This is a genomic window from Microbacterium sp. NPDC056057, assembly GCF_042266945.1.
Classification (GTDB): Bacteria; Actinomycetota; Actinomycetes; order Actinomycetales; family Microbacteriaceae; genus Microbacterium; species Microbacterium trichothecenolyticum_C.
Genome location: NZ_JBHJWS010000002.1, coordinates 514006 through 537250, shown reverse-complemented (window position 1 = coordinate 537250; position 23245 = coordinate 514006). Strand labels below are relative to the sequence as shown.

Annotated in this window: 20 protein-coding genes and 1 pseudogene; 7 read left to right on the top strand and 14 right to left on the bottom strand. The window is 70.9% G+C overall.

The window, feature by feature from the left end; genetic code table 11:
* Positions 1-38 precede the first annotated feature (38 nt).
* Positions 39-377: a helix-turn-helix domain-containing protein gene (locus ACFC1K_RS10255; protein WP_375871535.1), complete on the bottom strand. Its 339-nt coding sequence runs from the start codon at positions 375-377 to the stop codon at positions 39-41.
* Between the two features lie 158 nt (positions 378-535).
* On the opposite strand from ACFC1K_RS10255, the gene ACFC1K_RS10250 reads away from it, so the two are divergent.
* Positions 536-3649, top strand: coding sequence for a S8 family serine peptidase (locus ACFC1K_RS10250; RefSeq protein WP_375871534.1), 3114 nt, complete (start codon positions 536-538; stop codon positions 3647-3649).
* A gap of 165 nt (positions 3650-3814) precedes the next feature.
* Here ACFC1K_RS10250 and ACFC1K_RS10245 read toward each other — a convergent pair whose 3' ends face one another.
* Together ACFC1K_RS10245 and ACFC1K_RS10240 are read right to left on the bottom strand one after the other, a co-directional pair.
* Positions 3815-4246 (bottom strand): hypothetical protein, encoded by a 432-nt coding sequence (locus ACFC1K_RS10245; protein WP_375871533.1) that lies wholly within the window; start codon positions 4244-4246, stop codon positions 3815-3817.
* Positions 4247-4344: 98 nt separating this feature from the next.
* Complete coding sequence (locus tag ACFC1K_RS10240) at positions 4345-5268, bottom strand: Bax inhibitor-1/YccA family protein (RefSeq protein ID WP_375871813.1); 924 nt, start codon at positions 5266-5268, stop codon at positions 4345-4347.
* 155 nt (positions 5269-5423) lie between these two features.
* Between ACFC1K_RS10240 and ACFC1K_RS10235 the strand changes: the two genes are divergently transcribed.
* The 3 genes from ACFC1K_RS10235 (at position 5424) to ACFC1K_RS10225 (ending at position 8682) form a co-directional block, all read left to right on the top strand.
* On the top strand, positions 5424-6434 hold the full coding sequence (locus ACFC1K_RS10235; protein ID WP_375871532.1) for a glycerophosphodiester phosphodiesterase family protein: 1011 nt from the start codon (positions 5424-5426) through the stop codon (positions 6432-6434).
* A gap of 125 nt (positions 6435-6559) precedes the next feature.
* Complete coding sequence (locus ACFC1K_RS10230) at positions 6560-7588, top strand: ABC transporter ATP-binding protein (protein WP_375871812.1); 1029 nt, start codon at positions 6560-6562, stop codon at positions 7586-7588.
* On the top strand, positions 7585-8682 hold the full coding sequence (locus tag ACFC1K_RS10225; protein ID WP_310288645.1) for an ABC transporter permease: 1098 nt from the start codon (positions 7585-7587) through the stop codon (positions 8680-8682). Before ACFC1K_RS10230 ends, ACFC1K_RS10225 begins: the two co-directional genes overlap by 4 nt.
* 34 nt (positions 8683-8716) lie before the next feature.
* Here the strand turns inward: ACFC1K_RS10225 and ACFC1K_RS10220 are convergent, their stop codons facing one another.
* Positions 8717-9292 carry an NADPH-dependent F420 reductase gene (locus tag ACFC1K_RS10220; RefSeq protein WP_375871531.1) on the bottom strand — a complete coding sequence of 192 codons (576 nt, stop codon included), beginning with the start codon at positions 9290-9292 and terminating at the stop codon, positions 8717-8719.
* A 94-nt stretch (positions 9293-9386) separates the two neighbouring features.
* Between ACFC1K_RS10220 and ACFC1K_RS10215 the strand changes: the two genes are divergently transcribed.
* Together ACFC1K_RS10215 and ACFC1K_RS10210 are read left to right on the top strand one after the other, a co-directional pair.
* Positions 9387-9872 carry a MarR family winged helix-turn-helix transcriptional regulator gene (locus ACFC1K_RS10215; protein ID WP_375871530.1) on the top strand — a complete coding sequence of 162 codons (486 nt, stop codon included), beginning with the start codon at positions 9387-9389 and terminating at the stop codon, positions 9870-9872.
* A gap of 288 nt (positions 9873-10160) precedes the next feature.
* Positions 10161-11351: a glycosyltransferase gene (locus ACFC1K_RS10210; protein ID WP_375871529.1), complete on the top strand. Its 1191-nt coding sequence runs from the start codon at positions 10161-10163 to the stop codon at positions 11349-11351.
* A 13-nt stretch (positions 11352-11364) separates the two neighbouring features.
* On the opposite strand, the gene ACFC1K_RS10205 is transcribed toward ACFC1K_RS10210, so the two are convergent.
* The 9 genes and pseudogenes from ACFC1K_RS10205 to glnT all read right to left on the bottom strand — a co-directional run bounded on the left by ACFC1K_RS10205 (position 11365) and on the right by glnT (position 20383).
* The gene (locus ACFC1K_RS10205) at positions 11365-12156 is read right to left on the bottom strand and encodes an alpha/beta fold hydrolase (RefSeq protein ID WP_375871528.1); all 792 of its coding nucleotides are present in this window, start codon (positions 12154-12156) and stop codon (positions 11365-11367) included.
* Positions 12157-12282: 126 nt separating this feature from the next.
* Entirely contained in the window at positions 12283-12876 is a 594-nt protein-coding gene (locus tag ACFC1K_RS10200; protein ID WP_374977148.1) for a helix-turn-helix domain-containing protein, read from the bottom strand.
* Complete coding sequence (locus tag ACFC1K_RS10195; protein ID WP_375871811.1) at positions 12873-14108, bottom strand: allantoate amidohydrolase; 1236 nt, start codon at positions 14106-14108, stop codon at positions 12873-12875. The genes ACFC1K_RS10200 and ACFC1K_RS10195 overlap by 4 nt, the downstream gene beginning before the upstream one ends.
* 152 nt (positions 14109-14260) lie before the next feature.
* Positions 14261-15391, bottom strand: a pseudogene (locus tag ACFC1K_RS10190) (FAD-dependent oxidoreductase); the annotation flags it as partial.
* Between the two features lie 10 nt (positions 15392-15401).
* Entirely contained in the window at positions 15402-15971 is a 570-nt protein-coding gene (locus tag ACFC1K_RS10185) for a HutD family protein (RefSeq protein ID WP_375871527.1), read from the bottom strand.
* Positions 15972-15975: 4 nt separating this feature from the next.
* On the bottom strand, positions 15976-17301 hold the full coding sequence (locus tag ACFC1K_RS10180; protein ID WP_375871526.1) for an FMN-binding glutamate synthase family protein: 1326 nt from the start codon (positions 17299-17301) through the stop codon (positions 15976-15978).
* 25 nt (positions 17302-17326) lie between these two features.
* Positions 17327-18052 carry a protein glxC gene (locus ACFC1K_RS10175; RefSeq protein ID WP_375871525.1) on the bottom strand — a complete coding sequence of 242 codons (726 nt, stop codon included), beginning with the start codon at positions 18050-18052 and terminating at the stop codon, positions 17327-17329.
* A complete protein-coding gene (locus ACFC1K_RS10170; protein ID WP_375871524.1) occupies positions 18049-18975 on the bottom strand; it encodes a glutamine amidotransferase in 927 nt (308 codons plus the stop codon). The genes ACFC1K_RS10175 and ACFC1K_RS10170 overlap by 4 nt, the downstream gene beginning before the upstream one ends.
* 37 nt (positions 18976-19012) lie before the next feature.
* The gene (glnT, locus tag ACFC1K_RS10165; RefSeq protein WP_375871523.1) at positions 19013-20383 is read right to left on the bottom strand and encodes a type III glutamate--ammonia ligase; all 1371 of its coding nucleotides are present in this window, start codon (positions 20381-20383) and stop codon (positions 19013-19015) included.
* Between the two features lie 268 nt (positions 20384-20651).
* On the opposite strand from glnT, the gene ACFC1K_RS10160 reads away from it, so the two are divergent.
* Positions 20652-21923, top strand: coding sequence for an ammonium transporter (locus ACFC1K_RS10160; protein ID WP_310288677.1), 1272 nt, complete (start codon positions 20652-20654; stop codon positions 21921-21923).
* Between the two features lie 225 nt (positions 21924-22148).
* On the opposite strand, the gene ACFC1K_RS10155 is transcribed toward ACFC1K_RS10160, so the two are convergent.
* Entirely contained in the window at positions 22149-23192 is a 1044-nt protein-coding gene (locus ACFC1K_RS10155; protein ID WP_375871522.1) for a LacI family DNA-binding transcriptional regulator, read from the bottom strand.
* Positions 23193-23245 lie beyond the last annotated feature (53 nt).

The following is a 23245-nucleotide window of genomic DNA, read 5'->3' as shown; positions in this document are numbered from 1 at the left end:
GCTAGCGACGGCCCAGGGCATCGACCAGGGGCGCGACGTCACGCGGCGAGGGAGTAGGTGGCGCGGCACCCGACGGCCGCGCGCTCGGTCGCACGCGAGCGGAGGTCGTCGACGACCCCCGCGGTCAGCTCGATCAGCGTCACCTCGAGGGCGCCGGCGACCGCGGCGATCATCTCGCTCGACGGCTCCTTGAGGCCCCGCTCGATCTCGGACAGGTACTGCGGCGAGACGCCGGCGCGGTCGGCCGTATCGGCGAGGCGTTCCCCTCGTTCATGGCGGAGATTGCGCAGCCGCTCACCCAGCGCGTCGCGCCAGAGCGGCTCGGGCTCGCGGGACGGACGCGGTGCCTTCGTCGGCAGCGGGATGATCTCGGCCATGGCGTCACGATAGGACGCGGGTGCACCCCGGGGCGAGACGATTCCGCTCTGAGCAGAATGCTCAACCTGGGAAGACACTGTTGATCTTTGAGGAGTTCGCGCATAGCGTGCCGCCGTACCCCTCGCTGTTCCCACACACACGAGAAGGCAGGCTCCCCTTGTACCGTCGTTCCCTCGCAATCGTCAGCGCGCTCGCGCTGGCGATCGCAACCCCCACCGCGGCGATGGCCGCCGCGCCAGACGACGACGCGTCGTCGCGCTTCGAGAAATCCGACACCAAAGGACCGGTCGGCACGACCGCGCGTCCCCTGAGCATCGGCGCCGACGGGCGAGTCACCGTCATCGTCGAGATGGCCGGCGACCCGGTCGCCGTCGCCCAGGCGAAGAAGGGCAGCGATCTCAGTGCCGCCGAGCGCAAGGCCATCAAGAGTTCCCTGAAGAAGAACCAGGACGCCATCACCGGCACGATCAAGGCCAAGGACGGCCGGATCGAGGCGACGATGCAGTCGGCGTACAACGGCATCCAGATGAACATCCCCGCCGACCAGGTCGACGCCGTGGCCGCGCTGCCCAACGTCGTCGCGGTCCACGCGGTGAAGACGTACACGCTCGACAACGCCGTGTCGGTGCCCTTCCTCGGGGTTCCGCAGGTGTGGGAGAACACCGGATTCACCGGTGAGAACGTCAAGGTGGCGGTGATCGACACCGGCATCGACTACACGCACGCGAACTTCGGCGGCGTCGGCACGCCTGAGGCGTATGCCGCCGCGAACGCGGCCGAGGCGCAGCCGGCCGACCCGGCGCAGTTCGGCCCGAACGCCCCGCGCATCAAGGGCGGCTGGGACTTCGTCGGCGACGCGTACAACGCGGACCCCGCCTCGGAGGACTACGACCCGGTCCCGAAGCCCGACGCCAACCCGCTCGACTGCAACGGCCACGGCAGCCACGTCGCCGGCACCGCCGCGGGCAGCGGCGTCACCGCCGCCGGCGACACCTACGAGGGCCCGTACGACGAGTCCACGGCATCCGCCGAGTGGACGATCGGCCCGGGCGTCGCGCCGCAGGCCGACCTCTACGCGCTCCGCGTGTTCGGCTGCGGCGGCTCGACCGACGTGGTCGTCCCGGCCATCGACTGGGCCGTCGACAACGGCATGGACGTCATCAACATGTCGCTGGGCTCGCCCTTCGGCCGCGGTGACGACCCCGACGAGGTCGCCGCCTCGAACGCGATCGGCGCCGGTGTCGTCGTCGTGAAGTCCGCGGGCAACGAGGGCCCGAGCCCCTACCTCGCCGGCAACGGCGACGGCGTGGTCTCGGTCTCGGCTGTCGACAGCACGGCGACCTTCCCGGGTGCGCTGATCACCGTCGACGGCGTCCAGGTGCCGGCCATCAACGCGAATGGCGCGGTCCTCACGGGCCTCCCCGCGATGTCCGTCGTGCGCCTCACCGACAACCCCGCGACCCCGGAGGAGAACGAGGCGCTCGGCTGCTCGGTCGCGGCGTACAACTACGCCGGGGTCACGGTCGGCGGCAACCAGCTCGCGGTCTCGACCCGCGGTGTCTGCGCCCGCGTCGCGAAGGCGATCTTCGCGCAGCAGGCCGGTGCCGCGGCGGCAGTGATGATCAACACCTCGGAGGACTACCCGCCGTTCGAGGGCGAGATCACCGAGAACCCCGACACCGGCGACGACTACACGGTCACGATCCCGTTCCTCGGCGTGCGGATGTCCGATGGGCCGAAGCTCGTCGATGACGCTGAGGCGACGGTGGAGCCCGCTCCGCTCGACAACCCCGGCTTCCGCGGGTACGCGTCGTTCAGCTCGAGTGGACCCCGCAGCGGTGACAGCGCCCTCGGCGTGGATGTCGCGGCACCGGGTGTCTCGATCGTCTCGACCGGCGTCGGTACCGGCAACGGCCCGGCGACCATCTCGGGAACGTCGATGGCCGCTCCGCACGTGGCAGGTGTCGCGGCGCTCGCCGTCGAAGCCCACCCGACCTGGTCGGCGGCGGAGGTCTCGTCGGTGCTCGTCTCGACGGCCGATCCCGACAAGGTCGCGGGCCAGAACCTCGTCCGCGGCGGCGTGGGACTGGTGGACGCGGCGCAGGCCGTGGCCGAGCAGGTGACGGCGACGGGCGACTCGTTCAAGACCGACGACGGAAAGCACCGCGAGACGGCGCTCAGCTTCGGCTTCCAAGAGACGGCGAAGACCTTCCAGGGCAAGAAGACGGTGACGGTGACGAACTACGGCAGCCAGCCGGTGACCTACAGCGTGGGCATCGAGGCTTCCGCGCAGTCCGAGGCCGCTACCGTCACGGCGAGCCCGAGCCAGGTCACGGTGAAGCCCGGCCGTTCCGAGAGGGTCACGGTCAACCTCACCGCTCCGGCCACCGCCGTGGGAAGCTCCGGCACCGGCGGGTTCGCCTTCTACGAGTTCTCCGGCGACGTCGTGCTCACGTCTGCGGGCAGCACCCTGCGGGTCCCGTACCTGCTCGTGCCGCGCGCCACGACTGCGGTCTCGGCTGCGGGCGACCTCAAGGTGACGAAGAAGAACACGCCCGTCGACGGTGACGTCACGCTCACGCTGAAGAACAACCAGGGTGCCTTCGAGGGCGGCGCGGACTTCTACACGTGGGGCCTCGAAGACAAGAAGGATGCGCCCAAGGCGTTCACCGACACCGGATACGACCTTCGCGCCGCGGGTGTGCAGTCGTTCGACATCGATGGCGAGCAGCTGCTCGTCTTCGCGGTCAACACCCACAACCGGTGGTCGAACGCCGCCGCCAACGAGTTCGACGTGGTCATCGACACGAACGGCGACGGCGAGCCCGATTGGATCGTGTTCTCGGCCGACGGCGGTCTCGTGACCGCGGGCGACGCGGACGGCATCTCGCAGGTCTTCGAGTACGAGATCGCGACTGGCGACGTGTTCGCCGCGGGCTTCAACGCCTCGGCGCCGACCGACAGCAGCACGATCCTGCTCCCGGTCTTCGCGAGCGACCTCGGCATCACCGCAGGGTTCGACTACACCGTGCAGAGCTTCTCGTCGGTCAACGACGGCGAGGACGCGTTCGACGGCACGGCGAGCTACGACCCGTGGGCGCCCGCGCTCAGCAACGGGCAGTTCGCGTCGGTCCCGGTGGGCGGCAAGATCGACGTGCCTGTCACCGTGAGCGGGGCGGCGTTCTCGGCGCAGAAGCCGCTCGGCGTGATGGTCGTCGTGCAGGACAACGCGGCGGGCGCCGGAGAGGCGCTCCTGGTCAAGGCCAAGTAAGCCGCAGCACAAGAGGTGGCGTCCCGTCGCAGGGCGGGGCGCCACCTCGGTGCGTGAAACGGGAAACGGATGCTGCCGCCCAGGCGCGCAGCTGGGCCCACGCGCCCGGAGGCTCCCGCCAACGCGCCAGCGTTGCCGGGAGGGGGCGTGGGGACCGTTTCGCGTTCAGCGGGTGCAGAGTTTGGGCGAGTCCGTCGTGCCGAACCGGTAGTCGTAGGTCGTGCCGTCGACCTCGACGATGACCCGCATGCCGTCGACGATCGCCTGCGTGTAGGAGACGCCCGGGGACGGACAGCCCAGGGCGCCGTTGTTCCACGTGACGGCGTGCGCCGACACGAGCTCGGGTGTACCGGTGACGCCGCGCTCGGCGAGGTCGGCGACGATCGCGTCCCAGCGCGCGGGTGGCACCGCGACGGGTTCTCCTGTCGGTGCGATCGGCCCGCGTGTGGTCGTCTCGAAGGGCGTGCGCGTCGGTGTCGGCTGGGCGGGGGTCGGCTCGAACGGCGTGGGCTCGGTCATGGGGGCTCCTCCTCCGCATCCGGTGAGGCAGACGAGCAGCACCGCCACCGCGCCGAAGGCCGTACGACGTCTGGCCATGCCACTCCTCGAATCGGCTTCAGCCTAGGCGTGACGCCGACGGAACAGAACGGCCGCCCGGTGAACCGGGCGGCCGTTCGAACGCGAAGCGCTGGGCGTCAGTTGTTGCCGCGCGCGATCGCGAGGATGCGCAGGATCTCGAGGTACAGCCAGACGACGGTCACCATGATGCCGAACGCGCCCATCCAGCCGAACTGACGGGGAGCGCCGTTGCGCACGCCCTGCTGGATGCTGTCGAAGTCGAGCACCAGCGAGTACGCCGCCATGATCACGACGAAGATGCCGATGAGCACGCCCCAAGGGATGCCGAACAGGGGGCTCTCGTTGCTCAGCATGCCGAACGCGCCACCGGCGATCGGGACGTTGAAGATCATCAGCATGATGTTCACCAGCGAGAACACCAGGTAGCCGACCATCGCGATCAGGAAGACCTTGGTGGCGCGCTTCGACGCGCGGATCTTGCCGCTGGCGAACAGCGCGAGGGTGACACCGACGACCGCGAGCGTCGCGAGCGTCGCCTGCACGACGATGCCGTGGTACAGGAACTCGAAGAACGCCGAGATCGCGCCGACGAAGAGGCCCTCGAAGGCGGCGTAGCCGAAGATCAGCGCCGGGCGGATCTTCTTGCGCGAGGTGAAGATGACGACCATCGCCAGCACGAAGCCGCCGAGTGCACCGATCATCCAGGGGAGGATCGACGGGTTCGGGTTCGCGGCGGTGACGCCGTTCATCGTCCAGATCCAGCCGACGGCGGCGGTGACCAGGAGGACGGCGAAGAGGCCGACGGTCTTCCAGATGGTGTCTTCGTACGACATGCGGCCGGTCTCGACGGCACCCGCGGACGGTGCCGCGTACATGCCTTCGAGCTGCGCCTGAGCCGCAGCATCCGTTCCGGCGCGCTGCGCCGTCGCAAACTGCGACTGCCCGCCCAGGTTCGCCGCCTGCGAACCGCCGGGGTAGGTCTGAACGGCCTTCGGGTCCTGGAAGGCCGGGTTGTTGAACGCGGGGTTGTTGAGGGCCACTGCTCTCACACTCCAATGTCAAGGGAATCCCAGCACGATGCTGTTGATCAACACTATCCGACCGGCCGTGACCGGGCACGGGTCGGCGCTGTGAGCTGACTATGAACGGTCCCCACGCCCCGGGCCCCTCGGGCGCTCGTGGTTACGCTGAATCGGTGCCCCGTCGTCATCCCCTCGTGATCGGACACCGCGGTGCGCCCGGGTACCGGCCCGAGCACTCGCGCTCGTCGTACGCGCTCGCCTTCGAGATGGGCGTCGACGCGGTCGAACCGGATGTCGTGGTGTCGAAGGACGGCGTGCTCGTCGTGCGGCACGAGAACGAGATCTCGGGAACGACCGATGTGGCGACCCGGCCCGAGTTCGCCGATCGTCACGCGACGAAGTACGTGGACGGCGCCGAGCTGACCGGCTGGTTCACCGAGGACTTCACGTGGGACGAACTGTCGACGCTGCGCTGCCGCGAGCGGATCTCGGAAGTGCGGCCCACGAGCGCGAGCTTCGACGACGAGCAGCCCGTGCTGCGGCTGCGGGACGTGCTCGACGCGGCGCGCGACGCCTCGCTCGAGTTCGGCCGTGAGATCGGCGTCGTGCTCGAGATCAAGCACGCGACGTACTTCGCGGCGATCGGGTGGGATGTCGCCGCGCTCGTCGACGCCGAGCTCCGCGAGGCGGGCTGGGCGTCGGGCGAGCTGCCGCTCACCATCGAGTCGTTCGAGTCGACGGTGCTGTTCGCGCTTCAGGAACGCGGCATCCGCGGCTCCTACGTGTATCTGCTCGAGGACGCGGGGCGTCCGTTCGACCTCTTCAGCGCACACGGCAAGGCATCGCTGACGTACCGGCAGACCGCCGCCCCCGAGGGGCTCGACGGGCTCGTGGGGCGGGTGGACGGGATCAGCGTCGACAAGCGCACCGTCCTCCGCCCCGACCGGCTCGGGCGCACCGCCGGACCGTCGCGCGTCGTCGCCGACGCGCACGACCGCGGGTTGCGCGTCTTCACGTGGACGTGCCGTCCCGAGAACAGGTTCCTGATCGGTCAGTTCCGCACTCGCGGCGGCCCGGCGTCGTTCGGCGACTGGGAGTCCGAGTGGGCGGTGATCCGCGAGGCCGGCGTCGACGGCGTCTTCGTCGATCACCCCGATCTCGGCGTGGAGTTCTTCCGCGCCTGAGCTCGTCGCCGGCGCGGGTGGCGCGACACGCCGCTTCGCTCGCGGGATGCGGCGTGTCTTGACACTCCCCGTCTCATCAACGCGCGGCCGCGCCTCGCGGGGTCGCTAGGGTGGGGCGCGTGAGCATGCCGAGTCCGGCCCCTCAGGCCCCCGGAATCCCCGCCGAGCCCGGCATCGTCGTGCAGGGCGTGCGTCGCGCGTTCGGCGATGTGCAGGCCGTCCGCAACGTCACGCTGAGGGCGCACGCCGGCCGGGTCACCGGCCTCGTCGGCCCGAACGGCTCGGGCAAGACCACGCTCCTGCTGATGCTCGCGTCGCTCCTGGCGCCCGACGACGGCTCGATCCGCATCGACGGCGTCGACCCCGTCACCGACCCGCAGGCGGCCCGGGCACTCCTCGGCTGGATGCCCGACGCGCTCGGCGCCTGGAACTCGCTCACGTCGCGCGAGACGCTGGCGGTCACGGCGAGGCTGTACGGGATGCCGCGGGCCGAGGCATCCGTCCGCGCCGACGCCCTCCTGGGGGAAGTCGGCCTGGTCGATCTCGCCGACGCCCCCGCACGCGTGCTGTCGCGGGGGCAGAAGCAGCGCCTCGGACTCGCGAGGGCCCTCGTGCACGACCCGCGCGTGCTCCTGCTCGACGAGCCCGCTTCGGGTCTCGACCCGCAGGCCCGCATCGACCTGCGGCTGCTGCTGCGGCGGTTCGCCGCCGAGGGGCGCACCGTGCTGGTGTCGAGCCACATCCTGTCCGAGCTCGAAGAGGTCGTCGACGACGCCGTCTTCCTGATGGCCGGCGTGACCGTCGACCCCGCCCGCGTCGAGGCGGCCTCGCGCCGTGCGCGCCCCTGGCGGGTGCGGCTGGCGGGGGCCGAGGCATCCGTCGCCGTCCAGCAGGTGGCGGGCGCACTGCGGATCCCGGCCGAGAGCCTCGGCGTCGACCGCCGCGACGTCGTGGTGTCGTTCGAATCGGAGGATGCCGCGGCCGCCGCGCTGCGCGACCTCGTCGGCGCCGGACTCGACGTGGTGGAGTTCGCGGCGGCGCAGGGTGCGCTCGAGCGCACGTTCCTCGACCTCGGCGACGGACGACCGCCCCAAACCCCACCGCCGTCCGAACCTCCGGCACCAGGCGAGGACGAGAGCGAGGCGACGTCGTGAGCGGTCAGCGACTCGGCACCATCGTCGGCCTCGAGCTGACGCAGCGCACCCGCAGCATCGCCTGGTACGTGCTGCTCGGCGTCTTCGCCGTGCTGCTGGCGATCGTGACCGGGCTCTCGTTCCTCGCGTGGGGGTCGGCGTACCGGCCGGGCGGGGCGATCTACTCCACGATCGTCTACATCACGCTGCTGCTGGTGGTGCTCGTCTCGCCCACGCTGAGCGGCAACGCGATCAACGGCGACCGGGATGCCGCGACCCTCGCACCCGTCCAGGTCACGCTGGCGACGACCCTCGAGATCCTGGTCGGCAAGTTCCTCGCCGCCTGGGTCACGGGCCTCGCGTTCGTGGCGGTGTCGGTTCCCTTCCTGGTGCTCGCGACGCTCGGCGGCGGGGGAGCGCCGGCGACGATCACCGTGTCGCTGCTGGTGCTGGTGTTCGAGGTGGGCATCATCTCGGCCATCGGCGTGGCCCTCAGCGGCATCCTGTCGCGTCCGCTCTTCTCGGTCGCGACCACGTACCTCGTCGTCGCGGCGCTCGTCGTCGGCACCCTCATCGCGTTCGCACTCGTCGGCATGACGATGCGATCCGAGGTGACGAGCCACTATCGCTCGATCGAGTACGACCAATACTCCGGCGACGGCTTCCCGTGCATGCCCGGCGAGACGCCGAGCGACGAGTACCCGTGCGACGACGACATCGAGGTGCGGTGCGGCGAGTGGCAGACGTCGACGTACGACCAGCCGCGGTTCGACCAGGTGTGGTGGCTGCTGGCGGCGAACCCGTTCGTGATCCTGGCCGACGCGACGCCGACGCAGTACGACGAGTACGGCAATCCGAACGACCTGTTCGGCCAGATCAAGTTCGGCGTTCGTGCCGCTCAGCAGCCGCCGGAGCTCGAGCAGCGCTGGGACGACTGCGCCCCTCCGCTCCAGGACGAACGCCCCACGCCCGCGGAGGTCATCGACCAATCGACGCCGAGCTGGTTCGTGGGCATGACGCTGCAGCTGCTGCTCGCGGCCGGTCTGATGTGGTGGGCGTGGGCGCGGACGCGCACCCCCGCCGGCCGTCTGCCGGCGGGGACGCGCATCGCGTAGAAGCGGGGTTCTGGCCCGTTTCGCCGGGTGGGGGTCAGCGCACGAGCGCGAGACCGCCGGTCCAGCCGATCTGCTCGCCCACGGCGAGGGTCAGCTGGAGGAAGCCGATCGACTCGAGCTCGTGGGCGCGGGACATTGCGCCGGCGTCGACGGCAGCGAGCCCGCCCGCGGTGATCGCGGCGATGAGGCCGGCCTTGGCGTCGGCGTCGTCGCCCGCGACGAGCACCGTGGTCGTGGCGTCGCCCTCGCGCCCGCTCACGAGCGTCGCGGCGAAGTTGGTGTTGAAGGCCTTGAGCACCTTCGCCTCGGGGAGCGCGGACTGCAGCTCCGCGGCCGCCGAGCTGCCGGCGGGCACGACGAGGGCGTCGAAGGTCGAGAAGTCGAGCGGGTTCGTGATGTCGACGACCGTCTTGCCGGCGAGCTGCGGGCCGTACGCGGCGGCGATCTGGGCGAGCGCCGGGTAGGGCACTGCCAGCACGACGATGTCGCCGTTCACCGTGGCGCCGGTGTCGGCGCTGCTGATGTGCTGGATGTCGGCTCCGCCGCGGGCGAGCACACCGCTGATGGCCTGGCCCATGTTGCCGTTTCCGAAGATCGTGATCGTGGTCATGGCTGTTCTCTCCTGTCGAACGAATTGCTTGTAGCTTCAAGCGTCTGAGGGAGGATAACTCGCTTGTCGCCACAACTATTCCTAGAATCGGAGTATGAACAGGCCGCGGTTCTACACGGGCGACGAGCAGGACACCTGGGTGCCGTTGGCCGCACTCCTCGAACTGCTCCCACGCGAACTCGACGCCCAGCTCCTGCGTGACGAGGACCTCACGCACTTCGACTACTTCGCGCTGTCGATGCTGTCGAACTCCGACGACCACCGCCTCCAGATGAAGGAGCTCGCGTCGATGACGAATGCGACGCTCCCGCGGCTGTCGCATGTGATCTCCCGGCTCGAGGCGCGCGGCCTCGTGCGCCGCGAGCGCAACGCCTCCGATGCGCGCGCCACCGACGCCGTCATCACCGCCGACGGCCGCCGCAAGGTGCTCCAGGCGACCCCGGGCCATGTCGAGACGGTGCGGTCCCTTCTGCTCGACGTGATCACGCCCGAGCAGGCGGAGCAGCTGCGCGAGATCACCGCCGCCGTGCTCGCCCGGCTCGACCCTGACGGCCGGATGGCGGCGAGCCGCCCGCGCTGACCCGCTGGTGTTCGCATCGTGTGCTCTCACCGAGACCACACGTCCGTCACGTTCGGATCGTGTGATCTCGGTGAGAGCACACGAAGTGACCCGCCGGGGGAAGCGGACCGGTCGCTGACGGCTTTGGTGCGCCGAGAGCGTTCACCCGATGCACCCCGGGCGTTCATCGACATCGAGGCGCGCGGCCCCGACGATGGATCGACCGGCACCGGCGCCGACAGTGACCGGCTGGAACGAAGGTTTCCGGCTTCCGATCCGTCCGTCGTCCCTCCCCCCGAGAGGTGCCACATGACCCTTCGCGTGCTGTCCCTGTACGAAGGCTTCTTCGCCGGCGGGGCGAGGATCCTTCACTCCGATGTCGTCGCCGGGCTCCATGCCGGTGGCGGGCAATCCCATGCGGTGCTGTCGCTGTCGGCGCAGGCGCGCCGGGACGCCACCGTCCAGTTCGCCCACGACGACCCCCGCTACCAGCGACTCGCCGCGGCGGGCGTCGAGATCACGGCGCTCGGCGGCACGACCGGCGCGGATCCGATGGATCCGTCCTCGTTCCGCGAGCTCGATCTGCATCGTGCCGCTGAGGCGATCGCGCAGGTGGATGTCGTGCTCTCGCTCAAGGAGCAGCCGCTCGGTCTGCTGCTGGCGTTGCGCGCCCACGGGCTGATGCCGTCCGTGCCCGTCGCTGCCTGCCTGCACCGCTCGGATCCGACCCACTCCGGTCCGGCGCTCGGATGGCTCCGTGAGGCGGCCGAGACCGGACTCCTCACCGCCACGATCTCGTGCGCGCGCTCGACCGACGAGGCCTATGCGCAGCACTTGCCGCTCGGCCTCGATCGGCGGGTCGTGCCGAACGGCATCGACATCGACGTGTTCGGTCCGGCCCCGGACGACTTCGAGAGCACCGCGCTGCGCGCGAGCCTCGGCATCCCGCTCGACGCTCCCGTCGTGCTCCTCGCCGCCCGGTTCGATGCGATGAAGGACCCGGGGCTGTTCCTCCGCGCGGCCGCGCGCCACGCGGCAGCGCGGCCGGATGCGCACTATGTGATGTGCGGCGCGGGCATGACCTGCGACAACGCGGGCTTCGCTTCGCTGCTCCGGGATGCTGCGGCCCCGGCCGATCGCGTGCACGCCCTGGGCATCCGCGGCGACATGCCGGCGCTGTACCGGATCGCCGACATCGTCGCGCTCACGAGTGCGTTCGGGGAAGCATCGCCGCTATGCCTGCTCGAGGGGGCGGCCTCGGGCGCGACACCGGTGACCACCGACGTCGGCGACGCGGCGCGGAGCATCGAAGGGTTCGGGCTCGTGACGCCGCGCGATCCCGACGCCATCTCAGCCGCCTGGGACGCCGTGCTGCACGATCGGGCACCCTACCGCGATGCCGCGCTCGCCGCTCGCCCGAGCCTGTCGCGCGGCCGGATGATCGACGAGTACCGCCTGGCGATCGAGAGCCTGGCCGAGCGCCGCCGCCTCGCGGCGTGAACCGCGGCTCGGGTCAGGCGTAGAAGCCGTCGCGCAGACGCTCCCGCACCACCCGTGCCGTCGCGGCGGGGTCGGGCCGGTGCATGACCGATTCCGGCACGACCACGAGCTCCGCGCCGTCGATGGCATCGGCGAGGCGATCGGAGGAGCCGATCAGGAACGGGAAGGTCTGCGCGCCGCGCAGGACGGTGACCGGCACTCCGACCGCGAGCATCTCGGGGCTCGGCGTCGACGCCTCGCGCGTGAGGTTGGTGTCGTAGACGGTCGACTGTGCGAGAGGCAGCAGCGCGGCGAACTGATCGCTCGCGCGGATGCCGTCGACCATCTCCTGCGGCAGCCCCACGCCCTCGAGCTGGAAGGTGACGATCGCATCGTCGAGCCGGCCTTCGTCGACGGCCAGCTGCAAGCGCTCGGCCAGGTCGTCCGCCGGCCCATCCTCACCGAAGTGCAGCGGGGGCTCTGACAGGAACAGTGCCCGTACGGGCACGCCCCGCGCGGCCGCGACCAACCCGAGCACCGCGCCCGACGAGTGGCCGAGCACGGCCGCGTCGCCGCCCACCGCATCGATCACCGCTGCCAGGTCCTCGACCTCCCGGTCGGGCGTCGAGCCGCGTGCATCACCGCTCGAGCCGCGCGCGCGGCGGTCCCACGTGACCGCTCGGAAGCCGGCATCCGCCAACGCCGTCGCCAGTCCTGCGGCATCGGCGGCCGTCGACATGGCGCCGTTCACGATCACGACGACCGCGCCGTCTCCGGTCTCGTCGTACGCGATGGGGGTTCCGTCCGCAGAGGTCACGGTGTTCATGGGCGCCAGCCAACCACGGGCATCCGACATGCGACAGAGGAGCAGCATCCGACTTCCGGAGACCATGTCGCCGCCGCCCGCGCGCAGGTCGACGACCCCCTCGACATCCCGTGAGCCGTCGCCGGCTCAGCGCGACCGGATCGCGAGGAACCGGATCGGCACCTCGATGAGCTCGACGGGGCCGTGGGCGGCCTCGCCGTCGAGGAGCAGCGCGTCGCCGGGCTCCATCTCGTACTCGTAGCCGCCGTGCCCGTACTTCATGCGCCCCTCGAGCATGTAGAGGAACTCGGTGCCCGGGTGCTGGAACAGCGGGAACACGTTCGAGGCGTCGGTGAGCGTCACGAGCGTCGGCTCGAGCGCGTTCGGGGTGTCTTTCAGCACCCCGAGCATGCGATACAGATGCCCGTGCTGCGTGCCGCTGCGCACACTGACGCTGCCGGCGCCGGCCTTGGTGAACGAGGCCTCACGGTCGCTGGCCGAGCCCCGGAACAACGCCGTGACCGGGATGCCGAATCCGTCCGCCAGGCGCTGCAGCGTCGTGAGCGAGCACGAGGTCGTCGCCGACTCGATCTTCGAGATCATGGCCTTCGAGAGTCCGGTGCGCGCCGCGAGGTCGGCCGCCGAGATGCCCTGCTCGGCGCGGTACCGCCGCACCTGCTGGGCGATGATCGGCTCGAGCACGCCTCCCGCGCCGTCTGCTCCGGGGATCGCGGCACTCACCTCGCCATCATATGGCGGGCGTCCGCGGTGACCCCGGCGCCCGGTGCGGCGAGGGCTTGCAGCACGTCGGCCAGCGCGACGGCCCCGACGTCGGCATCCGCGTCCTCCACCAGCTCTTCGGGGGAGTGCGAGATGCCGGTCGGGTTGCGGACGAACAGCATCGCGGTGGGGAGGGATGCTGCGAGCACACCCGCGTCGTGACCAGCACCCGTGCCGAGCTCGGGAGCATCGGCGAGCGTCGCGCGGAGCGTGTCGCGCAGGCCCCGGTCGAAGTCGACGGTGGGGCTGAGCGACTCCTCGCGGACCTCGGCGCGACACCCCTCCTCGACGGCTGCCGCGAGGACGCGGTCGCGGGCCTCCGACGCGAGCGCCGCGGTCACGAGGTCATCGGGGTGGCGGATGTCGATCCAGAAGCGCACCTGCGACGCGATCACGTTCGTTCCGCCGGGCACCGGTTCGAGGCGACCGACGGTCGCACGCGCATCCGGCGTGCGGCGGGCGAGGTCGCGGATCTCGACGACCATGCGGGCGGCGGCGACCATCGGGTCGCGCCGGTCGTCCATGAGGGTCGTGCCGGCGTGGTTGCCCTGGCCGTCGACGGTCACGCGCCAGCGGCCGTGGCCGAGGATCGACGACGCGATGGCGACGGGGCGGCCGAGGTCGATGAGGCCCCGGCCCTGCTCGACGTGCAGCTCGACGAACGACGAGATCCGCGCGAGCCGCTCGGGGTCGGGGCCGAGGTATGCGGGGTCCAGTCCATCGCGGCGCAGGGCTTCGGCGAACGTGTCGCCCTCGCCGTCGGTGAGCGCCAGCGCGCGCTCGGGGCTGATCGCACCACTCATCAGGCGCGAGCCCAGGCACGCGACGCCGAAGCGCGAGCCCTCCTCTTCGGGGAAGACCGCGATGCCGATCGGGCGCTCGGGCACCACGGATCGAGACCGCAGCAGATCCACGGCGGCGAGAGCGGATGCCACGCCCAGGGGCCCGTCGTAACCGCCCCCGCCGGGCACGGAGTCGAGGTGGCTCCCCGTGATCACGGCGTCGGCGGTGCTGCCGCCGGGGTTCCACCACGCCCACAGCGTGCCGTTGCGGTCGCGCTCGAGGTCGAGGCCACGCGCCTCGGCGTGCCCCGCGAACCACTCGCGGAGCTCGCGGTCGGCGTCCGAGTATCCGGCGCGGCTGAACCCGCCGCGCGTCGGGTCTGCGCCGACTCCTGCGATCTCGCGCAGCATCCCCGCGACGCCGTTGTTCTGCTCCGCAGTCGCCTTTTGCGCATGGGGCGCCCGGGCACCCGCCGAAAGCGACTGCGGAACATCGGTGGAGTCCGGCGCGGGGAACGCGGGAGAGCCGGGTGCAGGGGGCGTGGGGAAGGCGGGCGCGGTCATGCGCCGGCCAGGGCCGCGAGCGGGCGGAACCGCGCAACCCCCGAGTCGGAGCCCGTGACGAGACGCGCGGTGAGCTCGCCCAGCAGGGGCGCGAACTTGGCGCCGTGGCCGGAGCACGGCGACAGGATGGTCACGCCGCCGACGCGGTCGATGATGAACTCGTCGGCCGGAGCGTTCGTGAACAGACACGTCGTCTCGGCGTACGGCTCGGGGACGAGCCCGGGCAGCGCCTCGGCGACGTACTGGGCGAGCCGCTCGCGGCGCGCCGGGTCGACGACGCGGTCGTGCTCGAGCGCCGAGCCGATGACGCGGCCGCCGTTGTACTCGGCGACCTTCTGCCCGCGGAAGCCCGCGTCGCGTCCGCCCGGCAGGCCGTACACCTGGATGTCGGACCGCTTGTTGATGAAGGTCGGCCACACCGTCTCGCGGTCGCGATACGGGAAGTGCAGCGCCTGCTCCTGCCGCACCTCCAGCCTCGGGAACGCGTCGAGCGCCTCCTGCGGCAGGCCGAGCCCGCCGAGCAGCGCCGGCAGCCAGCCGCCCGCCGCCACGACGACCTGCGACGCGACGACGGTGTCACCGGACTCAGACTCGACGAGGTAGTCGTCGCCGTGGGGCAGCACACGGGCGGCCGCCCAGTTCTGCCGCAGGTCCGCACCCGCGGCGACCGCGAGCCCGACCATCGTCTTCACCGTCTCCTCGGCGTCGATGACGCCGGCGTTCTCGTGCCACAGCACCGGGCCGTCGAACGCGAAGCCCGCCCAGCGGTCGCCGGCCTCGGCGGCGGTGAGCAGTTCGTGGGCGATGCCCGCGCCCGACAGCACGGTCGCGAGCGCTGCGGGGTCGCGGGTGGCGCCGTAGTCCAGCGAGCCGGTCGGCGTGATGAGGCGCTCGCCGCGGAGCTCCTCGAGCTCGTCCCAGCCGCGCCGCGCCTCCACCATGAGCCCGGTGTAGAACGGGTCGGGGTAGGTGTAGCGCAGGATCCGCGCTGAGCCGTGCGAGCTGCCCCACTCGCTCGCGGGAACGCTGCGCTCGAGGATGACGACGTCATGTCCGCGGCGGGCGAGCTGCCACGCCGTGGCGGCGCCCGCGAGGCCGGCGCCGATGATCGCGATCGGATGAGTGGACATTCAGGGCCTTTCAGGTGTGCGGCTCGTCGCCGGACGGAGTGAGGTCGAATCGCGCTATGAGCGCGGACTCGCAGCGGATGCGGCGCTCGCGCGGGCTCTGCAGCAGGGCGCTGCCGGGCGGCAGCGGCAGGTCGTCGACCGTCGCCGCTCCGGCCAGCAGCACGGTGAGGGTCGCCGTCGGATCGACGCGCACCATGCCGCGGTGCAGTTCGACGCGGTACGCGGGTTCCGCGAGCCCGCGCTTGACCATGAGGTTCACGACCGAGACGCCGCCGCGATCCGCGGTCGCGACGACGCGGGCCTCGCCGCGGAAACGGATGCCGCGCTCCCGCGTCACCCGTCGCTCGACGCCGTCGACCGCCAGGGTGACCGTGGGCGCACTCAAGGGGATGAGCACGCGGTCGATGCCGGGGAACGCCGAGAACGGCATCCGCCCCCGCAGCTCCGCGATGCTCAGCCGCCACGCGAGCCGCTTCGCGAGCACCCGCGTGACGCCGAGGCCGTTCGCCCACGACTCCGGCGAGGCGTCGGCGGGCGTGACCACGTCCAAGTCAGCGAGTGCGCCCAGGTCGAGGGACATGGCGTCAGCTGCGCCCGGGGATCCAGGACGTGCCGGCCAGCGGCACGCCCGCCATCGCCGCGGACTCGACGGTGAGGGCCACGAGGTCCTCCGGTTCGAGGTTGCGCACGTGCGACTTGCCGCACGCGCGGGCGATGGTCTGCGCCTCGAGGGTGAGGACGCGGAGGTAGTTCGCGAGCCGGCGTCCGGCGGCGACCGGGTCGAGGCGGGCCGAGAGCTCCGGATCCTGCGTCGAGATGCCCGCGGGGTCGCGTCCGTCCTGGAAGTCGTCGTAGAAGCCGGCCGCAGAGCCGAGCTTCGCGTACTCGTCGGCGTAGCGCGGGTCGTTGTCGCCGAGCGCGATGAGGGCCGCAGTGCCGATGGCCACAGCATCCGCTCCCAAGGCCAGTGCCTTCGCGACGTCGGCACCGTTGCGGATGCCGCCCGACACGATCAGCTGCACGCCGGTGCGGTGCACGCCGAGCTCCTGCAGCGCGGCGACCGCGGGTCCGATGGCCGCGAGCGTCGGAATGCCGACGTGCTCGATGAACACCTGCTGCGTCGCGGCGGTGCCGCCCTGCATGCCGTCGAGCACGACGACGTCGGCGCCCGCCTTCACCGCGAGCGCGGTGTCGTAGTACGGCCGCGAGGCGCCGATCTTGACGTAGATGGGCTTGCGCCAGTCGGTGATCTCGCGGATCTCAGCGATCTTGATGGTGAGGTCGTCGGGTCCGGTCCAGTCGGGGTGGCGGCTCGCCGAGCGCTGGTCGATGCCGACGGGGAGCGTCCGCATGCCCGCCACGCGCTCGGTGATCTTCTGGCCGAGCAGCATCCCGCCGCCGCCGGGCTTGGCGCCCTGGCCGAGCACGATCTCGATCGCGTCGGCCTTGCGCAGGTCGTCGGGGTTCATGCCGTAGCGCGACGGCAGGTACTGGTAGACGAGCGTCTTGGACTGGCCGCGCTCCTCGGGCGTCATGCCGCCGTCGCCGGTGGTCGTCGACGTGCCCGCCTCGCTCGCGCCTCGGCCGAGCGCCTCCTTGGCGTTGGCAGACAGGGCGCCGAAGCTCATTCCGGCGATCGTCACCGGGATGTCGAGGTGGATCGGCTCCAGCGCGTTGCGCGCGCCGAGCGTGACGTCGGTGGCGCACCTCTCGCGGTAGCCCTCGAGCGGGTACCGAGACATGCTCGCCCCCAGGAACAGCAGGTCGTCGAAGTGGGGGAGTGCGCGCTTGGCTCCCCACCCGCGGATGTCGTAGATGCCGGTGTCGGCGGCGCGCTGGATGTCGGCGATGGTGGCGCGGTCGAACGTCGCGGATTCGCGGAGGCCGAGCGCGGCGAGATCTTGGGTCATGGTGTGCTCCAGGTGTTGCGAAGGGTCAGTACGAGCCGGCGTTGTCGGCCTTGAAGTGGTAGAGGCCTCGCGCCGATCCGTAGCGGCGGAACTCCTCGGGCCGCTCGGCGCGGCCGGCGCGCTCGAGCAGGTCGCCGAGCTCGGCGAGGTGCTCAGAGCGCATCTCCTTCTCGACGCAGTCGGCGCCGAGTGAGGCGACCTCTCCGCGCACGTAGATTCGGGCCTCGTAGATCGAGTCGCCGAGGGCCTCGCCCGCGTCGCCGCACACGACGAGGCGGCCGGCCTGCGCCATGAAGGCCGACGCGTGGCCGATGCTGCCCCCCACGACGATGTCGACGCCCTTCATCGAGATGCCGCAGCGGGCGCCGGTGTTGCCGTCGACGATCACCAGACCGCCGTGGCCGGTCGCACCGGTCGACTGCGAGGCATCCCCCGTCACGTGCACGACGCCCGACATGATGTTCTCGGCGAGCCCGACCCCGGCGCTGCCGTGCACGGTGGCCGTGCCGGTCTGGTGCATGCCGGCGAAGTAGTAGCCGACGTCGCCCTCGACCGTCACGTCGATGTCGGCGGTGATGCCGACGGCGATGTTGTGGCTGCCGACGGGCGACTCGACGACCCACGACGTTCCGTCGGTCGCGTCGTGCAGCAGCTGGTTGAGCTGACGGACGCTCGCGTCGACGAGGTCGACCGTGGTGGCAGGCGTGCCTCCGCGAATGCTGGTGACGGGCTGTGTGGCGATGAGGGTCATCGGGCTGCTCCTTCCAGGACGGGCGCGAGCGCCCAGGTGTAGACGACGCCGGGCGAGGGCTCGAAGATGCGGGCGTCCTCGATGCCCGGCAGGCCCGCGAGGGCGCGGTACTCCGACGCCATCGCGATCCAGTCGACGGTCTCGGCGATGATCGCCGGCTTGCACGCGATGGGGTCGCGGACGACCGCCATGCTGTCGGCGGTGGTGACGACGAGCGTGTAGAACCCGTCGAACACGCCCTGCAGCGCTTCGAGCGCGGTCGTGAGGTCGTCGCCGTGACTCATGCGCCAGGCGATGAAGCGGGCCGCGACCTCGGAGTCGTTCTCGCTGTCGAACTCCACGCCCCCGGCGCGCAGCCACCGGCGGATCGAGGCGTGGTTGCTGAACGAGCCGTTGTGCACGAGGCAGAGGTCCTCGGCGACGGTGAACGGGTGGGCGCCGACGGCGGTCACGGCCGACTCGGTCGCCATGCGGGTGTGCGACAGAGCCTGGGTGCCGCTGATCCCGGTGAGCCCGTAGACCTCGGCGAGCGCGACCGGGTGGCCGACGCCCTTCAGCACGGCCACGTTCGAGCCGCGGCCGATGATGCTCTCCCCGGGAAGCGCGGCGCGCACGGCGGCCTCCAACACGGATGCCTCGACCTCGGCGTTCACGAGCACGGACTCGGCGTACGCGACCACCGTCGGCTCCGCTCCCTGCGGCAGGCTCGCGCGCAGATCCGCGGCGAGAACCGCGGGGTCGGCATCCGTGATCACGGTGATCGCCGACGATCCTTCGGGGGTCAGCCGATCCGAGCCGTAGAGGGCGAGGCCGGCCGAGTCGGGGCCGCGCTCGACGATCTCGCACAGCATGCCGTGCATGAGGCCGCCGAGCTCGCCGCGCAGCGCGGGGTTGCGAATCTGCAGTGCAGCGATTCCGCACATGGGTGGTTCCTTTCGTTCGTAACGGATGCCGCGGCGCTCAGTACGCCGTGAGATAGCGGTCGAGCTCCCACTCGGTGACGGTGTTGTGCCAGCCGAGGAACTCTTCCTCCTTGGCGTCGGCGAAGTACTCGCCGACCCCGTGGCCACCGTCGTCGAGCGCGTCGCGCAGGACGGCGTCGTCGCGGAGCGACTGCACCGCGTGCAGGAGGGTGCGGGGGAGCACGGCCGAGGTCTCGCGGAACTCTCCGGGTCCGCACGGGGCGCCGGGGTCGGCCGCGCGGTCGATGCCGTCGAGGCCGGCGTGCACCACGGCCGCGAGGGCGAGGTACGGGTTCGCCGAGCCGTCGGCCGCGCGCAGCTCGATGCGATTCGCGTCGGGCACGCGGATGAAGTGCGTGCGGTCGTTGCCGCCATACGTCGCGTGCTTCGGCGACCAGGTCGCGCCCGAGGCGCTCGTCGTCGCGCCGCGACGCTTGTAGGAGTTGACGCTCGGCGCGAGGAACAGCTGCAGCCCGGGGGCGTGGTCGAGCATGCCCGCGACGAAGGAGTACGCCACCTCCGAGAGCCCGAGGCCGCGCTCGTCCGTCGCGGAGGGGAACACCGGTGCGTCGTCGTCGTTCCACAGCGACAGGTGGAAGTGCAGGCCGTTGCCGGCGCGGTCGCTGAACGGCTTCGGCATGAACGTCGCCGTCATGCCTCGCTGCTCGGCGAGCATGCCGATCAGGTAGCGCAGCGTGATGACGCGGTCGGCGGTGACGAGCGCCTCGTCGTACTTGAAGTTCTGCTCGAACTGGCCAGGGGCGTCTTCGTGGTCGTTGGCGTAGTTCCCCCAGCCGAGCGCGTTCATCGCGTCGCTGACCGCAGCGAGGTGGTCGTACATGCGCGTGACGCCGCGGGCGTCGTAGCAGGAGCGCAGGCCCTCGTCCTTGGCATCGGCCGCCGTCAGCGTGCCGTCTTCGGAACGGTCGACGAGGAAGTACTCGACCTCGGCCCCGACCTTTGCCGACAGGCCGCGCTCGGCGAGGCGGGCGAGCGCGCGCTTCAGGATCACGCGAGGCGCGTAGGGCCAGGGCTCACCGTCGACGTAGGGGTCGCAGTGCACGATCGCGAGCCCCTCCCGCACGAACGGGATGGGCGCGTACGAATCGAGGTCGGGCACGGCGATGAGGTCGGCGTCGTGCGGGCGCTGACCGATGAGGCCGGCGGCGAAGCCCGCGAAGCCGAGTTCGCCGGCCTCGAGCTCGTCGGCCGCCGAGACGGGCACGAGCTTGGCGCAGGGCTTGCCGTTCAGGTCGACGAACACCGCGAGGATGAAGCGGATGTCGTCCGCCAGCGCGCGATCGCGCAGCGACTGCGGTGCGGTGGGGAGGGTGACGACGTCACCCCCGGCGAAAGCGGGAAGGGTCATGACGGTTCTCCTCTGGTCGGGTTGACTGCTGGTGACGCTTGTTGATTGACAGTAACAATCGGTGCACGCCGAGGAGGTGTCACCCATGTTTCGGGCACGTAAAACCGTTCTCACTCGATGTCACGCAAGGTTCACGCGGTAGAAATCGCGGCTGAGTTGCGCCTGAGGAAAATGGGTTGCACGGCAGTGGTCTGTCTGCAGGCGCAGATCACAGGTGCACCGCAACCCGGCGGTCCCTCCCGCGGCCGCCTGCAGAGAGGCTCGCGTCATGGATCAGGGAAACACCACTTTCATCCTGCTGTCGGCAGCACTCGTGCTGCTGATGGCGCCCGGTCTGGCCTTCTTCTACGGAGGCCTCGTCAAAGCGAAGAGCGTCATCAGCATGATGATGATGACGTTCGGCGCCGCCGGGCTCATCGGCGTGCTGTGGGTGATCTACGGCTATGCGATCGCGTTCCCGGGCTCCGACGGACTCGTCGCCCCGTGGTCGATCGACTGGTCGGCCATCGGGCTCGAGAGCCTCATAGAGGTGCCCGAGGGTGCGGCCTACCCGCCCATGGCGTTCGTCGCCTTCCAGGCCACGTTCGCGATCATCACGGTCGCCCTGATCTCCGGCGCGATCGCCGACCGTGCGAAGTTCGGATCATGGATGCTGTTCGCCGGCGTGTGGGCGACGGTCGTGTACTTCCCGGTCGCCAGCTGGGTCTTCAACTTCGGGCTCGCCGACGACGGCAGCTTCGCCTACGGCGGCTGGATCACCTACGGCCTGCAGGAGGTCTTCGGCGTCGGCGTCATCGACTTCGCCGGTGGTACGGCCGTGCACATCAACGCCGGTGCCGCGGCTCTGGCGCTCGCGCTCGTGCTCGGCAAGCGCGTCGGGTTCAAGAAGGGCGTCCACACGCCCCACAACCCGCCGTACGTGCTGCTCGGCGCGGGCCTGCTGTGGTTCGGCTGGTTCGGATTCAACGGCGGCTCCGAGCTCGCCGCCGACGGCACCGCGGCCCTCGTCTACGTCAACACGATCGCCGCGACCGCCGCGGCACTGCTGGCCTGGCTCGTGGTCGAAAAGCTCAAGGACGGCAAGCCCACCTCCGTCGGCGCCGCCTCGGGCGCCGTCGCGGGTCTCGTCGCGATCACCCCGGCGTGCGCGGCCCTCACCCCCATCTGGGCGATCGTGCTCGGCCTCGTCGCCGGCGCGCTCTGCGCCCTGGCCATCGAGCTCAAGTACAAGTGGGGCTTCGACGACTCGCTCGACGTGGTGGGCATCCACCTCGTCGGCGGCCTCATCGGCACGCTGTACCTCGGCTTCTTCGCCACCGGCACCGGCCTCTTCATGGGCGGTGACGGCACGCAGCTCATCGTCCAGGCGATCGCCGCCTTCGCGGTGCTGGGCTACTCGCTGATCCTCACCCTCGTCATCGGCTTCGCGATCGACAAGACGCTGGGCTTCCGCGTCAAGAGCGAGGACGAGGTCGCCGGCGTCGACCTCGCCGAGCACGGCGAGACGGGCTACGTGCTGGACGAGAAGCAGCCGGCCTGACGCCGGCGCCGGGGCGCAGCATCCGTCCCCGGCTCGCCCGTATCGCGAGAGGGTAGGTCTTCGCACTTCACGGTGTGCGACCTGCCCTTTCGCGACTCTCGGCGCCGGCCATGACGGTTGCCTCGGCCCGGCGCGGGTGCACAGAGTCGGAGGATTTCGGCGACACGCCGGCGACGGATGCCTCGACGCGGCGTGTCGCGCATTCTCTCCGATTCTGTGCTCGCGTCAGCGGGCCGGGGCCGGGCCGGAGGATTCGCGCACCACCACGTGCGGGATGTCGATGGGCACGGGACGCGCCGGAACCCCCTCGATCTGACCGATGAGGGAGGCGACCGCTTCGCGGCCGCGCGCGACGTGGTCGACCCGCAGGGTGGTGAGCGGGGGATCGATGTACGCCGACTCGGGGAGGTCGTCGACGCCCACGACGCTGACGTCGGCGGGAACACGGAGACCGCGTCGCTTGAGGGCGAGGATGGTGCCGATGGCCATCTGGTCGTTCGCCACGACGTAGGCGGTCGCGTCGGGCAGGACCGGGAGGTCGGCGATGGCGTCGTAGCCCGATCGGGCGGACCAGTCGCCGGTGAGCTCGCCGGCGTTGATGAGTCCGAGATCCTCGACCGCCGCCGCGAAAGCGCGCGCCCGATTGCGGCCGGCTGACCAGTTCGCCGGGCCGGCCACGTGGGCGAGCCGGCGGTGGCCGAGATCGCGGAGGTAAGCGATGAGGGCCGGCATGCCGACGCGGGAGACGTCGGTCTTCGCGAGGCGGGTGTCGTCGGCCTCGCTGTGGACGTAAGTGGGCATCGTGAAGTGCGCGGCCTCGAACGCGTGGACCATCTCGTCGGTCGACGCGAGGGCGAGGACCCCGGCGAGGGCGTTCGGCCCGATCAGCGCGAGGGACTTCTCGATCGAGTCGCGGTCGTGGGCGTCGAGTGAGATGACGTCGAGCACGTAGCCCGCCTCACGTGCTTCCATGGTCGCGCCGTGGGCCGTGAGACTGGGGCCCGTCTCGGACTCATCGTGGACGAGTGCGCCGATCCGGTGGGACCGCCCGGACTTCAGGCTGCGGGCGGACAGGTTCGGCTGATAGCCGAGCTCAGCGAGCGCTGCCTCGACGCGCGCCTTCGTCTCGGGGCGGATGCCCGGGTAGCCCGTGAGGAAGCGGCTGACGGTCTGGTGCGACACGCCGGCCGCCTGCGCGACGTCGTAGATCGTCGCTGCGCGCGCCGACGACGCGGGCGCCCCCAGTTGCGGTTGGGTCTCTTTGCTCACGATTCCCGATTGTCCCTTGACAACTCGATGTTATCGCAAACATACTAGCTCCG